This is a genomic window from Eikenella sp. HMSC061C02 (assembly GCF_001809035.1).
In the GTDB taxonomy this organism is placed as follows: domain Bacteria; phylum Pseudomonadota; class Gammaproteobacteria; order Burkholderiales; family Neisseriaceae; genus Eikenella; species Eikenella corrodens.
In genome coordinates this window covers 1-13,609 of sequence record NZ_KV795530.1, presented here as the reverse complement: position 1 = coordinate 13,609, position 13,609 = coordinate 1, and the positions used below count along the sequence as shown (strand labels likewise).

The following is a 13,609-nucleotide window of genomic DNA, read 5'->3' as shown; positions in this document are numbered from 1 at the left end:
AAGGCTACCTGAAAAATTTCAGGTAGCCTTTTTGCATCAAAATCAGAGTGGGCAGGGCTTACGCTTGCATCGTCCAAGCCACGCTGCCGCCGGCGCGCATGGGGACGAGGTTGCCGCCGCTGCCGATGGGGAAGCTGTTGGGCACGGTTTGCGCTTGTTTCACCAGGGTGATGGTGTCGGTGTTTTCGGGCAGGCCGTAGAAGCGGGCGCCGTTTTTCGAGGCGAAGGCTTCGAGTTTGTCGAGCGCGCCGATTTGCTCGAAGGCTTCAGCGTAGAGCTCGATGGCGGTGGCGGCACTGAACATGCCTGCGCAGCCGCAGGCATTTTCTTTGGCGTGTTGCGGGTGCGGCGCGGAGTCGGTGCCGAGGAAGAATTTGTGCGCTTGCGCACCGGATACGGCTTCGAGCAGGGCTTGGCGGTGGCTTTCGCGTTTGAGCACGGGCAGGCAGTAGTGGTGCGGGTGCACGCCGCCCACCAAGAGGTCGTTGCGGTTGAGCAGCAGGTGCTGCGGGGTAACGCTGGCGGCGAGGTTTTCGCCGCTTTGGCACACGAGGCGGGCGGCTTCGGCGGTGGTGATGTGCTCGAACACGGTTTTGAGGCCGGGCACTTTATTCAGCACGGGTAGGAGGATGCGTTCGATGAATGCGGCTTCGCGGTCGAAGATGTCGATGGCAGGGTCGGTTACTTCGCCGTGCACCAGGAAGCGCATATCTTGGGCGGCGATTTCTTCGAGCACGGGCAGGAGTTTGAACAGATCGGTCACGCCGCTGTCGGAATTGGTGGTGGCGCCGGCGGGGTAGAGTTTGAAGGCAACGATGCCGGCGGCTTTGGCTTCCTGCACCAGGGCGGGGGTGGCGTGGTCGGTGAGATAGAGCGTCATCAGCGGTTGGAAGCGGCTGCCGGCGGGCAGGGAGGCGAGGATGCGTTCGCGGTAGGCCAAGGCATCGGCCACGCTAATCACCGGGGGCTTGAGGTTGGGCATGATTACGGCACGGCCCATCTGGCGGGCGGTGTGCGGCAAAACGTGGCGCAGGGTGTCGCCGTCGCGCAGGTGCAGGTGCATGTCGTCGGGGCGGAGGAGGGTGAGGGTTTGCATGGTGGGGGCTTTCGTGATTTGGAGCGTTATATTTTCAGGTAGCCTTTGGATGCCGGGCGGATAAGGCTGCCTGAAACTGTGTTGCAAGGTTGGTTAAAACGATATTGCGGTGAAGCCGGGTTATTTGTGTTGGATCACCAAAACGAACACGCCGTTATCCGTGCCAGAAGCGAGCAGCCGGTGGCCGGTTTGGCGGCAGAAGGCGGCAAAGTCGTCGGGAGCGCCGGGATCGGTGGCGCGCACGGAAAGTATCTGCCCGGTTTCTAAGGTGGCCAGCGCTTTTTTGGCGCGGAGAATGGGCAGGGGGCATTTAAGGCCGGTGAGGTCGAGCTCTAGGGTAGGGGTCATGGCGGTGGTTTCGATGTGATTGATGAGGGTGGATTATAACGCGGGCCGGGCTTGGGGTGAGAATGAGAAAAGGCTACCTGGGATTTCAGCGCCGCAGAAACTCGCAGAGCTTGTTTTAACTTCGTTAGAAGCTGATGCTTTCAGGTAGCCTTTTGTTTAGCCGGGCTGCCTTATTCTGCTTCCCGGCTGGTGAGGCCGTAGAGCAGGAGTTGCAATATATCCTGTGGCAGTCGTTGCGGGGTGGGAGCGTAGAGTTCGGCGAGACAGGGTTGTCGCATGAGGCTGTCCATTTGGCGGATGAAGAGGTCGATGAGTTCGGGTGGCAGGCTGTGGTGGATGAGTTTGCGCTGTTGCAGGGTGTGGAAAAAGCTGCGCATAAATTGATATTTCTCTTCTTCCATGCTGCGGAAGAAGCGTTCCAGCTCCAAATCGGCCACGTTGGCGATGTCGTCGAGTACGGGCGCGGAATAGAGTTCGGTCATGGATTCGCGTTGGATGGCGAATAGGGCGGCAGCGGCTTCTTCCAGGCTGCATTGCTGTGCCAGCAGGCATTCGAGTCGGTTGCGTACTTGTTCTTTCTGTTCGGCAAACAGCTCCTGCACCAGCGCGTTTTTGCCGGAGTAGTATTTGTAGAAGGTTACGCGGCTGGTATGGGCGGCGGAGCAAATGGCTTCTACGGAAACGGCGGCAAAGCCTTGTGTATAAAACAGGTTTTTCGCTGCTTCGCGCAGTGCCTGCCGTTTTTTGCTGTGGGGCATGTGGGAATACCTTTCTTTTGGCAAGCATTCGATAATCGCTTGCATTATCTTTTGTTGCTTTCTATAATTTACAGTATATGTATGTTTAATGTAAATCTGTAAATCTTTATTGTACTCGCCGAGCCGAACCAACAAAGGAGAAAACCGCAGTGAAACTCAATGCCTGCCTGCTTGCCCTGCTGGCTGCCGCCCCATATTTCGCCCACGCCGAAGAAACCGATGCCGCCGCGCAGCTGCCTGATATTGTGGTTACAGGTGAACGTGGCAGCCGTACCATGTTACAAACCGGCACTTCGCACAATGTGTTCACCGCGCCGGATATCGACCGCAGCGGCCACAAGCTTTCCGCCACCGACCTGCTCAAGCAAACCGTCAACACCGTGGATTTGGGCAGCGGCAACGATTTGCCCACTGTGCGCGGCGTGGACGGTTCCGGCCCGGCGGTGGGTGCGGTGGCATTCTTTGCCGGCACGCGGCCGCGTTTGAATTTGTCGATAGACGGCCGCTCCGCCACTTATAACGAATACGCCTTCGGCACGCAATCGCTGTGGGATATGCGGCAGGTGGAAGTCTTGCGCGGGCCGCAGAGCCTGGTACGCGGGCAGAACGCTGTGGCCGGCGCCATCGTGATGCGCTCCAACGACCCGACTCAGGAATGGGAAGGCGCGGTGCGCTTGGGCGCGGGTAACCAGAAAACCCGCAACGGCGCGCTGATGGTATCCGGCCCGATTGTGAAAAACAACCTCGCCTTCCGACTGAGTGCCGAGCGCCAGCAGCGCGAAAGCTACGAGCCCTTCGTGCATTACGACCCCGCCGGCAACCCGCGCCGCGTGGAAAACACCAATATCCGTTTCAAGCTGCTCTTCACGCCTGAATCCTATCCCAACTTCCTCAGCCGCCTCACCTTCAACTACATCAAATCGCGCGCCCCACAAAACGAAATCATGGGCAACACCGCCAGCGCCCGCTTCCTGCCGCAGAAGCCCGTGTTTGAAACCGGCTCCCGATCCGGCATTTGGGATGTTTCCTGGCAGATTAACGACAGCTTCAAGCTCGAAAACAAGCTGGTGTACGCCCGTTACGACAACGACCGCATCCACCTGCCCATGTCCGTGCACCCGCAAGGCGTGCCCGCTACCCTGCGCGGCCACGAAGTGCAGTGGGAGCCCGTATTGCACTACCGCCCCGAAGGCGGCAGCGTGAAAGGCCTGGCCGGACTGTATTTCTTCCGCAGCAGCCAAGACGAAACCGTAGACATCCGCAGCGTGGGCGGGCGCAACGAGTTTAGCGACGCCAACCGAGTGTATGCCGCCTTTGCCGAAGCCGATTGGCAGTTCGCCCCGCAATGGAACCTTACCCTTGCCGGCCGCCTTGAGCGCGAAGAACACCAACGCCACGGCGGCGGTGCCAGCCTGCGCCTGGATTTGGACAAAGGGCAAACCGTATTCCTGCCCAAAATCGACCTTTCCTACCGCCCGAGCGAACACTTCACCGCCGGCCTCAAACTCGCGCGCGGCTACAACCCCGGCGGCGCAGGTATCACCTTCGGCCGCCCCGTGCTCACCTACACCTACCAGCCCGAATACATCAACAACATCGAGCTCTACACCCGCTGGCGCACGCCCGACCGGCGGCTCGAATTGAGCGGCAACCTTTTTGCTAACCGCTACAAAGACATGCAGCTGCCCTTCTACCTCGGGCCCAGCTCCGTGGTGATCCGCAACGCCAACAGCGTGCAAACCTACGGCGCGGAAATGCAGGCCGGCTGGCAGGCGCTCGACAGCCTGCGCCTCACCGCCGGGCTCGGCCTTCTGCACACCGACATCCGCCGCTATCCCGGCAGCGGCATCGAAGGCAACCGCTTAGGCCGCGCCCCGCGCTACACCGCCACCTTGGGCGTGGCCTGGAAGCACCCCTCCGGCTGGGAGACCGGCGGCGACGCCCGCTTCAGCGGCGGCTACTACTCCGCCGCCAACAACGCTGAAGCAGGGCGCATCAAACGCTACGGCCAGCTCAACCTCTACGCCGCCTACAACTTCAAATACGGCCGCGTATCGATGTATGCCGACAACGTGTTCAACAGCCGCCGTCCGATATTCGTATCCACCAACGACCGCCACGACTCGCTCTACCAACGCCCCCGCGCCATCGGTGTGAGCACCGAATTGCGGTTTTAGGCAAAACGAAGGCTACCTGAAAGCACAGCTTCAACGAAGTTAAAACGCAGCCCACGAATGAGGCCGTTCCTGCGGAACTAAAGCGCGAACTTCAACGGAGCGAACACGGCAAATAATTTTCAGGTAGCCTGTTCTCGGCACAATCAGGCTACCTGAAAAACCGTAAGGATAGGTTTTATCACTGCCCGCCGCCCTGCTTCCTTTTCAGGTAGCCCGCTTGTGGCACGCTGGCGCCGTCCGCCCTTTCCCGTAAGAGAGGAGAGGGCGGGAGGGGATAGGCAGGCCGCAGGGCGGCATTTTGCCGCGCTCACCTTTTCAGGTAGCCCATGCGGCATAAGGCGGCAAAGGCTACCTGAAAAAGCAGAGTTGGTTGTAACTCCGCGAAAATTTACGTTTCAGGTAGCCCCACCCAAACACGGCCGCAAAGGCATCGAGGCTACCTGAAACCGCCAAATCCACACCAAAAAGGAATCCACCATGTTCACCCCCGTCAAAACCCTGCCCCAAGGCACCATTTTCTATACCGACCTGGTCGGCGTTTCCCTGTTTGCCGCCTGGCTCGACGCATTTGAAGTGCTGCTGCAAAGCCACCCGCGCCTGGCCACCGTGTGCGCCCCCATGCGCCTGCAAAAGGAAGAAGCCCAGATTGTGGCCGACCGCAAACTCTATCTCGACTGGATACGCGCCCACCGCCCGCTGTTGGACGAACGCTGTGCCGCCATGCTGCTGATCGAGCCTGATGCCGAACAGCTGGATCTGATGCGGCAGCAGTCGGGCAAAATGGCGCCCACGCTCGGCGTGAACTACATTGTGGAAGCCGACTACGCTGCCGCTATCCGCAGCGCTGAAGCCGCGCTGGCTGCCTTCAGGCCGGGAAAAGCCTGAGGAGGCCGCCCGTGGCACACGATTCATCCCGCCCGAACCGGCGCGACTGGCTGCTGCTCGCCACCGCCGGCACCTACAAATTCACCCTCATCGGCTTTTACCTGGTGGCGCTGATGACCATCCTCAAAAACGGCGGCTTCAATCTGAAGCAGCTGGGCTGGATTTACCTGATCGGCAGCGTGGAGAGCGGCAAAATCCTGTTTTCCACCCTGATCGAGCGCTACCGCATCGGCCGCTGCGGGCGCTTTCGCGGCTGGATGCTGGTGTCGCTCGGCGGCATCGGCCTTGCCCTGCTGGTGCTGCTCGCCATTAACCCGCTGCACAGCTTCCCGCCGCTGGCCGCCGCCTGCCTGCTGTTGTGCGCCTGCGGCACGCTCTACGGCTGCGCCGTGCTCGGCTTGAGCTGCGTTTTGCTGCCATACCGCGAGCGCGGCTTCGGCGGCGTGATTCAAACCGTTGCCGCCCGCGCCGGAAAGATGATTGGCGGCGCGCTGGTGCTGCTGGTGTTCCGCTGCTGGGGCTGGCAGGCCGCCGTGGGGCTGGTGTTGCTGTTCAACGTTTTGCTGCTGCTGCAAGTGTGGTTTTACCGCGAGCCGGAGGCCGATACGCCGCCAGCCGCCGGGTTCGGCATGCTGTTTGTCCGCATGATCGGCTTTTGGCGGCTGCCCGGGCGCGGCCTGCGCTGGCTGCTGCTTTTGGCCGCCGCCGCCACGCCCTACGCCTGGATTGCCGCCACCTTCGTGCCCAAACTGGGCGATTTGGGCTTCAGCCCCGCGAAAACCGGCACGATTCTGGCCGTGGCCATCCCGCTTGCCTGCATGACGGTTACGCCGCTGGCGGGCTATCTGGCGCGCAAGCAGTCGCGGCGGCGCATCGTAACCACGCTGTGCGCGCTGCAACTGCCGCTGGTGGCTTCGTTTGCCTGGATAGACCGTGCCGCCGCGCTGCACCATTGGCTGCCGCCGCTGCAAATCGTGGCACTGAGCCTGAGCTATACTCTGCTGCTGCCCGTGATGCTGGCGCTGATGATGGACAAATCCGAGCCCGCCACCGCCGCGCTGGATAGCAGCCTGCAATTCTCCGTACTGCTGGCCGGCACCTACGCCGCAGGCTTCGCCGGCCTGCGCCTGGCCGAACGGTGGGGCTATCCTGCTTCTTATAGTGTGGCGGCAGGACTGGCGCTGCTGGTGTGCGCCGCCTTCGCCTTTAGCGGGCAGCTGTTTGAATATACGGCACAAGAGAGGAATGTGGTGGGTTGATTAGGGTCAGAAGTTGAGAAAGAAAGCTAGCTGAAATATGATTGTCAGGTAGTTTCAGGCAATAAAGGCTACCTGAAAAGTGGGTACAGTTTATCTGTATTTTCAGGTAGCCTTTTTTGATTTTTGCTATATACGCTCGGGCGGCGGCTGTGGCAAAATGCCCGCTTGATTTTATTTCCGCATATTTAAGGAGTGCCACCATGTCCATCAGCAATGTAGTTCGCATGATTGAAGATAACGATGTCCGTTTCGTTGATTTGCGATTCACCGATACCAAAGGCAAACAGCACCATTTCACCGTGCCTGCCGCGGTGGTGCTGGACGACCCGGAAGAATGGTTTGAAAACGGCCATCCGTTCGACGGTTCGTCTATCGGTGGCTGGAAGGGCGTTCAGGCCTCCGATATGCTGTTGCGCCCCGATCCGGCCACTGCCTTCATCGACCCCTTCTACGACGATGCCACCGTGGTGCTTACTTGTGATGTGATCGACCCGGCCAGCGGCCAGGGCTACGACCGCGACCCGCGCTCCATCGCCCGCCGAGCCGAAGCCTATTTGAAAGCCAGCGGCGTGGGCGACACTGCCTATTTCGGCCCTGAGCCCGAATTTTTCGTGTTCGATGGCATTGAGTTTGAAACCCATATGCACAAAGCCCGCTTCGAAATCAGCTCCGAAAGCGCTGCGTGGTCGAGCGGCCTGCATCTGGATGGTCAAAACACCGGCCACCGCCCGATGGTGAAAGGCGGCTACTCTCCGGTTGCGCCGGTGGATGCCGGGCAGGACTTGCGCTCTGCCATGGTAAATATCCTGCAGGAAATCGGCATTGAAGTGGAAGTGCACCACGGCGAAGTCGGCACCGGCAGCCAGATGGAAATCGGTACTAAGTTCAGCACCTTGGTTCACCGTGCCGACCAAACCCAAGACATGAAATACGTGATCCACAACGTGGCGCACAACTTCGGCAAAACCGCCACCTTCATGCCCAAACCCTTGATGGGCGACAACGGCAGCGGTATGCACGTGCACCAATCCATTTGGAAAAACGGCCAAAACCTGTTTGCCGGCGACGGCTATGCCGGCTTGAGCGACACCGCCCTCTACTACATCGGCGGTATCATCAAGCACGCCAAAGCGCTGAATGCCATCGCCAACCCCTCCACCAACTCCTACAAACGCCTGGTACCGCATTTTGAAGCGCCCACCAAACTGGCCTATTCCGCCAAAAACCGCTCCGCTTCAATCCGCATTCCCACCGTGCACAGTGTGAAGGCCCGCCGCGTTGAAGTGCGTTTCCCAGACCCCACCGCGAACCCCTATTTGATGTTTGCCGCGCTGCTGATGGCCGGGCTGGACGGCATCCAAAACAAAATCCACCCCGGTGATCCGGCCGACAAAAACCTCTACGACCTGCCGCCGGAAGAGGATGCACTCGTGCCGACCGTGTGCGCCTCTTTGGAAGAAGCCCTGGCCGCCCTCAAAGCCGACCACGAATTCCTCCTGCGCGGCGGCGTGTTCAGCCAAGACTGGATCAACAGCTACATTGCCTTCAAAGAAGAAGACGTGCGCCGCATCCGCATGGCGCCACACCCGCTGGAATTTGAAATGTATTATTCGCTGTAAGGCAGAATGTAAAGGCTACCTGAACAATCAGGTGGCCTTTTTTATACCGAATATCGCAAACCAACTTTCGTGACCGTGTCGGTTCGCCTTGCCGTACTCCTGTACTGTCTGCGGCTCACCGCTTTGTATCGAAAGCCAATTTTTCTTGCTAGATTTGCCCAGGCTGCTGCTTGTTGAATGTTTCAGGTAGCCTATATCCCGTAAGTGTACGAGACAAAATGGCGGCAGATTGAGCAAAATCGGATAGTTTGGAGCAGGAGAGTGCCAGTATGATGCCGCCTGTTTTAAATTATCCCAGCAATAAAGGAACACATCATGGGCGCACGCCGAAAATTTCCGATTCCGCTCAGCTATTTCAGCATCACCATCGGCCTATTCGCGTTGGGTTTGTCGTGGCGTTATGGCGCAGCGACAGGCCTGATGCCGGCTTGGCCGGGCGAAGGGTTGCTGGCGGCGGCGTTTGCCGTGTGGCTGGTGCTGGTGGTAGCTTATGTGTGCAAGATATTGGCTTATCGCGATGAGTTTTTGGGCGACTTAACCGATTTGGTGCAATGCTGCTTTCTCAGCGCCATTCCGATTACCACCATCTTGGCAGGCATTGCCGGGCTGCCTTATGCCGCTGGGGCGGCACGCGTGTTGGTGTATGCCGGTATTGCCGGGCAGCTGGCGTTTGCCATGTATCGTGCTGCCGGGCTGTGGCGCGGGCTGCACAACTTGGCCGCCACCACGCCGGTGATTTATCTGCCTACGGTGGCCACCAATTTTGTGAGTGCCACGGCGCTGGGCGTACTCGGGCTGCATGATTATGCGGTGTTGTTTTTCGGCGCGGGGATGCTGTCTTGGTTTAGCCTGGAGGCGGCGATTTTGGGCAGGCTGCGCACGGAGGTGGCAGTTGCGCCGCAGGTGCGCGGGATAGTGGGCATCCAACTTGCGCCGGCCTTTGTGGGCTGCGGGGCGTATTTTGCGGTAAATGGCGGGGCAATCGACACGTTTGCGCTGGCCTTGATGGGCTACGGCTGTTTGCAGTTTCTGCTTTTGCTGCGCCTGCTGGGTTGGTTTGCCGAGGGCGGGTTTAGCATGAGCTGGTGGGGTTTCTCGTTCGGCTTGGCGGCCATGTGCGGCTGCGGGCTGCACCTCTTGGCCGCAGGCAAGATGGTATGGCTGGGCGCGGCGTTGGCGGTAAGCGGCTCGGCCGGGGTGGCGCTGTTGCTGGCGGGAACGCTGTATTTGGTGTGGCAGGGGCGGTTTTGGGTGCGTTAGGCTGCTTATATCCTTGTTGTAAAATATAAAGGCTACCTGAAAACGGTTGATACGGTTTCAGGTAGCCTTTTTGTAGCGGAGGAAGGTATCAGAGTAAATCCAATTGCGCTAAAGCCTGTTGCAGCTGGTCGGCCGTCCAGTGGTTGCCGGCGGCGAGGGTCATGAGGGCGGTGGCGGTTTCGATATTGCATTTGCCACCACCCACCGCGCCGGCCTGGCGCAGGGCGTTGCCTTGGGCGTAGGCGGTGCCGGTGCGGCCGTGGTGGGCTTGGCTGATGTTGAGCAGCAGGCCGCCATTTTGGGTGAAGTGTTGCACGGCGGCGAGCAATTCGGGGCTGGCGGGGGCGTGGCCTTGGCCGTAGGAAAGCAGGATGGCGGCTTCTTGGGGGAAGTGGCGCAGGCTGTGGGCGATTTGCTCGGGGCTGCTGCCGGGGGTGAGCAGATGGCTGCACACGCGGACGGCTGGGTTGAATCTGGTGGGCAGGCCGCTGAGGCGGCGGGGCGGGGTGTTTGGCTGCCAGGTGTTGAAGTGGGCGTTGTCGAAGCCTTGGTCGAGCTCGGTGCTGCATTTGCTGCTGCCGACGGCGGGGTAGAGTCGGCCGCCGAAGGCGATAACGGTGCTGTGCAGTTGGGGGTTTTGCAGGGCGGCGATGGCGGTTTGCAGGTTGGCGGGGGCGTCGCTATCGGCGGCGTGGTAGGGCTTTTGCGCGCCGGTGAGGACGATGGGTTTACCGCCGCTGTCGAGCGCAAGGGCGAGGAAGTTGGCGGTGTAGGCGAGGGTGTCGGTGCCGTGCAAGACGAGGATGCCGTCGTGCTCGGGCAGGGCGGCTTGCAGGATGACGAGCCATTCTGCCCAATGTTGGGGGGTGATGTTGGAGCTGTCGATCAGGGGCTGGCAGATGTGCCAGTGAAACACGGCTTGTTCGGCATAGGGCTGCAGGGCTTGTTCGGCGAGCTGGGCATCGGGAACGAGGCCGTCGGGGCTGGGCTTCATGCCGATGGTGCCGCCGGTGTAGAGGACGAATATTTTTTGCATGGCGGGATGGTTTGCTGGAAATGGGATATGGGATTATAGGGGCTAGTTGGAAAGTTGGGGTAGGGGATTGGGGTTTCTTTTTCAGGTAGCCTTGGTGTGTTGGTGGGATGGGTCAAAGGCTACCTGAAAAACCAATTAGTCGGTGTAAACAGGCAAATAGGGCTGGATTCGGTTTGCGGGCAGGTGTTCGGTTTCGTGCGGCAGATAGGTGCCGGCGTAGATGTGTTCGTCGATATCGGGGTCGTGTACGAACCAATCGTAGTAGGTTAATTCGCCTTGGGCATCAAACCAGTCGCAGCGGGCGGTTTGTGCGCTGATGCGGTAAGAGTGGGTGTAGCACAGAAGCTGGAGGCCGTTGCCGGTGTCGCGGTAGTCGGCAAAACCGTCTTCTTGTGCGAAGGGCGGGGTGTGGTAGTGATAAATCCGGCAGGCTGTGATGCAGCCGGCAGCGGCTGTGTAGCAAAAGAAGCCGCGTATGCGGTTTTGGGTGTCGAATTCGGCGGTGGTTTGGCTGATGAGCTGGCCGTGTTCGTTGAGCTCGGTGGTGCAGACGGCAATGTCTTGATGATTGCGGATGATGATGAATTGGCGGTTGGAATCGGGATCAAGTGTGAGCATGGCATGGTTTAAAGGCTACCTGAAAAGTGTTTTGCTTTTCAGGTAGCCTTTTAGTTAGCTGATGGAATTACTGAACTTTAATCAGTTTAACATCGAATACCAGCACGGAGTTGGGCGGAATGCTGGGGTTGCCTTTGTCACCGTAGGCGAGTTCGGCGGGGATGTATAGGGTGTATTCGCCGCCTTCTTTCATCAGTTGCAGGCCTTCGGTCCAGCCTTTGATCACGCCGTCGAGCTTGAAGGTAGCGGGTTCGCCGCGTTTGATGGAGCTGTCGAACACGGTGCCGTCGAGCAATCTGCCTTCGTAGTGTACGGTTACAGTGCTCTTAGCAGTAGGCTGTTTGCCGGTACCTTCGGTTTTCACGCTGTATTGCAGGCCGGAGGGCGTGGTTTTCACGCCTTCTTTGGCTTTATTGGCTTCGAGGAAGGCTTTACCTTCTTCCAGCTGGCGGGTGGCCAGTTTGCCCATCTGGGCAGTGTGGTATTGCTGCAGGATGTTGTTGGCTTCTTCATCACTCACGGGCAGCGGCTGGCTGGCCATACCGGCCTGCAGGCCTTTAATCAGGGTGGCTTGGTCGAAATCTAAGATAGTATTGGCGTCGCCCAGCTGTTGGCCTTGCAGGTAGCCGATGAGGTAGCTGGCTTTTTGCTGTTCAGTCATGCCGGCCAATACGTCGGAGGCGGCGGCAGGGCCTGAAGCGGCAGCGGGGCCGGATGCGGTTGAAGCTGCGGCAGGGGAAGATGCGGCCGGAGCAGAGGCGCCGCCGGAAGCGGGCTGTTGGTTACAGGCGGCCAGGGCGAATACCACGGCGGCAGCCAGCAGGCCGGTGCGGAATGTGTTGGTTTGCATAAAACTCCCTAATATGAATGAAAAGAAACAACAGCGGGCATTACATCATTTCCGCCGTGCCGTTTCAATCGGTTTTACCTGAATTAAAAGGCCTCGGCTTGTTTTTTCGCGGCGGAAGTGATGAAATCCCGCCTTTGCACCGAACACACAGAAAGATTTGCTATGCCATCCGTTTGCCTGCCGCGCGGCCCGATTATGGCCGATGTTGCCGCCCACCGCCTGAGCGAGGAAGAAAAACAACGCCTGCTACACCCAGCCGTGGGCGGCGTGATTCTGTTTCGCCGCAATTACCAAAACCGTAGCCAGCTTCAGGCTTTGTGTGCCGAAATCAAGGCTTTGCGTACGCCGGAGTTGGTGATTGCCGTGGATCATGAGGGCGGGCGCGTGCAGCGCTTTATCGAAGACTTCACCCGCCTGCCGGCCATGAGCACACTGGGCGGCATTTGGGAAAAACAAGGCCAAGTAGCGGCAGAAGCAGCGGCCGAGCAGGTGGGCTGGGTGTTGGCGGCAGAATTGCGCGCCTGCGGGGTGGATTTGTCGTTTACGCCGGTGTTGGATTTGGATTGGGGGCAGTGCGCCGTAATCGGCAATCGCAGCTTTCACTGCCAAGCCGATACTGTTACCGCGCTGGCGCTGGCGCTGCAACGCGGACTCAATCAGGGCGGTATGCAAAGCTGCGGCAAACACTTCCCCGGCCACGGCTTTGTTTCCGGCGACAGCCACCACGTTCTGCCCGAAGACCCGCGCAGCCTGACCGAACTGATGGCGGCGGATATCCGGCCTTTTCGCGCCATGGCCGCCGAGGGCATGGCCGCCGTGATGCCCGCGCATGTGGTGTACCCGCAGGTAGACAAACAACCTGCCGGTTTTTCGAGCATCTGGTTGAAGCAGATTTTGCGCCAGGATTTGGGCTTCAACGGCGTGATTTTTTCCGACGACCTCACCATGGAAGGCGCCAGCATGGCCGGCGGTATCCGCGAGCGGGCAGCGCAATCTTTTGCCGCCGGCTGCGATATCGTGTTGGTGTGTAACCGCCCCGATTGGGTGGACGAGCTGCTCGAAGGCTTCAGGCTACCTGAAAACCCGCAACTGGCCGAGCGCTGGCAATACATGGCCGGGCGCGGCACACCAGAGGATTACGCCGCAGTAATGCAGCAGCCCGAATTCCAAGCCGCCCAAGCCTTCACCGCTGCCCTTTCCTCGCCGCAAGATTTGGCCGGCGGGGTGAAAGTGGGCGAGGCGTTTTAAGGAGGATACTTATGTTGAACCCGAAAATTTTCAGCCTGCCGGAAGAAGAGCTGCCGGTAAAAGACGTGCCGCAGGGCTATGCCATCGTGTCCGACCAGGTTGCCAAAGAAGGCATGCCGATCCGTTTTCTGTATCGCGAAGAGCCTGATGCCGCCTTTTCTCCCGACAGCGGCTGGCGGATGTTTTCCGGCTTTGAAGACGATGACTACGCAGACAATGCCGACAACTTCCACCTCTACAGCCTGCAACGCATGGCTAATTACCAGCCGGCGATCGCCAAATTGCTGCACAGCCCCACCGGCTCGGTGTTTGAGCAGGATTTACACCAGCCGGATTTTGTGGCGGTGAGCGATTGGGAGATTCCGCAGGAGTAAGTTTGGCGGAGTCGCACATAGCAAATAAGGCTACCTGAAAAAAGTTTGGGGCTGTACTAGATTAGCCCTAAATTCCACACC

14 protein-coding genes are annotated in these 13,609 nt (G+C 59.4%); 8 read left to right on the top strand and 6 right to left on the bottom strand.

Annotated elements, in window-relative coordinates:
• Positions 1-58 precede the first annotated feature (58 nt).
• The 3 genes from pyrC to HMPREF2541_RS02125 all read right to left on the bottom strand — a co-directional run bounded on the left by pyrC (position 59) and on the right by HMPREF2541_RS02125 (position 2,202).
• Complete coding sequence (gene pyrC, locus HMPREF2541_RS02135; protein WP_003822046.1) at positions 59-1,096, bottom strand: dihydroorotase; 1,038 nt, start codon at positions 1,094-1,096, stop codon at positions 59-61.
• Positions 1,097-1,216: 120 nt separating this feature from the next.
• Positions 1,217-1,444, bottom strand: a complete 228-nt coding sequence (locus HMPREF2541_RS02130; RefSeq protein WP_003822045.1) for a sulfurtransferase TusA family protein — start codon at positions 1,442-1,444, stop codon at positions 1,217-1,219.
• 170 nt (positions 1,445-1,614) lie between these two features.
• Entirely contained in the window at positions 1,615-2,202 is a 588-nt protein-coding gene (locus HMPREF2541_RS02125; protein ID WP_141744178.1) for a TetR/AcrR family transcriptional regulator, read from the bottom strand.
• 179 nt (positions 2,203-2,381) lie between these two features.
• Here HMPREF2541_RS02125 and HMPREF2541_RS02120 point away from each other — a divergent pair, with 179 nt between their 5' ends.
• From HMPREF2541_RS02120 to tehA, 6 genes are all read left to right on the top strand, one after another.
• Complete coding sequence (locus tag HMPREF2541_RS02120; protein WP_371327084.1) at positions 2,382-4,379, top strand: TonB-dependent receptor; 1,998 nt, start codon at positions 2,382-2,384, stop codon at positions 4,377-4,379.
• A gap of 219 nt (positions 4,380-4,598) precedes the next feature.
• Entirely contained in the window at positions 4,599-4,823 is a 225-nt protein-coding gene (locus HMPREF2541_RS11820) for a hypothetical protein (RefSeq protein WP_141744177.1), read from the top strand.
• A gap of 33 nt (positions 4,824-4,856) precedes the next feature.
• Positions 4,857-5,264 (top strand): extensin, encoded by a 408-nt coding sequence (locus HMPREF2541_RS02115; protein WP_070541516.1) that lies wholly within the window; start codon positions 4,857-4,859, stop codon positions 5,262-5,264.
• Positions 5,265-5,275: 11 nt separating this feature from the next.
• Complete coding sequence (locus tag HMPREF2541_RS02110) at positions 5,276-6,523, top strand: MFS transporter (RefSeq protein ID WP_070541513.1); 1,248 nt, start codon at positions 5,276-5,278, stop codon at positions 6,521-6,523.
• Between the two features lie 200 nt (positions 6,524-6,723).
• The gene (gene glnA, locus HMPREF2541_RS02105; protein ID WP_003822020.1) at positions 6,724-8,142 is read left to right on the top strand and encodes a type I glutamate--ammonia ligase; all 1,419 of its coding nucleotides are present in this window, start codon (positions 6,724-6,726) and stop codon (positions 8,140-8,142) included.
• A gap of 315 nt (positions 8,143-8,457) precedes the next feature.
• Positions 8,458-9,402: a dicarboxylate transporter/tellurite-resistance protein TehA gene (gene tehA, locus HMPREF2541_RS02100; RefSeq protein ID WP_003822018.1), complete on the top strand. Its 945-nt coding sequence runs from the start codon at positions 8,458-8,460 to the stop codon at positions 9,400-9,402.
• 88 nt (positions 9,403-9,490) lie between these two features.
• Here tehA and HMPREF2541_RS02095 read toward each other — a convergent pair whose 3' ends face one another.
• From HMPREF2541_RS02095 to HMPREF2541_RS02085, 3 genes are all read right to left on the bottom strand, one after another.
• Positions 9,491-10,438, bottom strand: a complete 948-nt coding sequence (locus HMPREF2541_RS02095; RefSeq protein WP_070541510.1) for an asparaginase — start codon at positions 10,436-10,438, stop codon at positions 9,491-9,493.
• A 135-nt stretch (positions 10,439-10,573) separates the two neighbouring features.
• Complete coding sequence (locus tag HMPREF2541_RS02090) at positions 10,574-11,056, bottom strand: hypothetical protein (protein WP_003822015.1); 483 nt, start codon at positions 11,054-11,056, stop codon at positions 10,574-10,576.
• Positions 11,057-11,123: 67 nt separating this feature from the next.
• A complete protein-coding gene (locus tag HMPREF2541_RS02085) occupies positions 11,124-11,906 on the bottom strand; it encodes a BamJ family beta-barrel-assembly machinery protein (protein WP_035579756.1) in 783 nt (260 codons plus the stop codon).
• 162 nt (positions 11,907-12,068) lie between these two features.
• On the opposite strand from HMPREF2541_RS02085, the gene nagZ reads away from it, so the two are divergent.
• The gene (nagZ, locus tag HMPREF2541_RS02080; RefSeq protein ID WP_070541507.1) at positions 12,069-13,154 is read left to right on the top strand and encodes a beta-N-acetylhexosaminidase; all 1,086 of its coding nucleotides are present in this window, start codon (positions 12,069-12,071) and stop codon (positions 13,152-13,154) included.
• A gap of 11 nt (positions 13,155-13,165) precedes the next feature.
• Entirely contained in the window at positions 13,166-13,528 is a 363-nt protein-coding gene (locus HMPREF2541_RS02075) for a DUF2185 domain-containing protein (RefSeq protein ID WP_003822010.1), read from the top strand.
• The last annotated feature ends 81 nt before the right edge of the window (positions 13,529-13,609 follow it).

Excerpts from the sequence above, each read along its gene's own strand:
- pyrC (WP_003822046.1), bottom strand. The coding sequence starts at position 1,096 with ATGCAAACCCTCACCCTCCTCCGCCCCGACGACATGCACCTGCACCTG.
- HMPREF2541_RS02130 (WP_003822045.1), bottom strand. The coding sequence starts at position 1,444 with ATGACCCCTACCCTAGAGCTCGACCTCACCGGCCTTAAATGCCCCCTG.
- HMPREF2541_RS02125 (WP_141744178.1), bottom strand. The coding sequence starts at position 2,202 with ATGCCCCACAGCAAAAAACGGCAGGCACTGCGCGAAGCAGCGAAAAAC.
- HMPREF2541_RS02115 (WP_070541516.1), top strand. The coding sequence starts at position 4,857 with ATGTTCACCCCCGTCAAAACCCTGCCCCAAGGCACCATTTTCTATACC.
- glnA (WP_003822020.1), top strand. The coding sequence starts at position 6,724 with ATGTCCATCAGCAATGTAGTTCGCATGATTGAAGATAACGATGTCCGT.
- tehA (WP_003822018.1), top strand. The coding sequence starts at position 8,458 with ATGGGCGCACGCCGAAAATTTCCGATTCCGCTCAGCTATTTCAGCATC.
- HMPREF2541_RS02095 (WP_070541510.1), bottom strand. The coding sequence starts at position 10,438 with ATGCAAAAAATATTCGTCCTCTACACCGGCGGCACCATCGGCATGAAG.
- HMPREF2541_RS02090 (WP_003822015.1), bottom strand. The coding sequence starts at position 11,056 with ATGCTCACACTTGATCCCGATTCCAACCGCCAATTCATCATCATCCGC.
- HMPREF2541_RS02085 (WP_035579756.1), bottom strand. The coding sequence starts at position 11,906 with ATGCAAACCAACACATTCCGCACCGGCCTGCTGGCTGCCGCCGTGGTA.
- nagZ (WP_070541507.1), top strand. The coding sequence starts at position 12,069 with ATGCCATCCGTTTGCCTGCCGCGCGGCCCGATTATGGCCGATGTTGCC.
- HMPREF2541_RS02075 (WP_003822010.1), top strand. The coding sequence starts at position 13,166 with ATGTTGAACCCGAAAATTTTCAGCCTGCCGGAAGAAGAGCTGCCGGTA.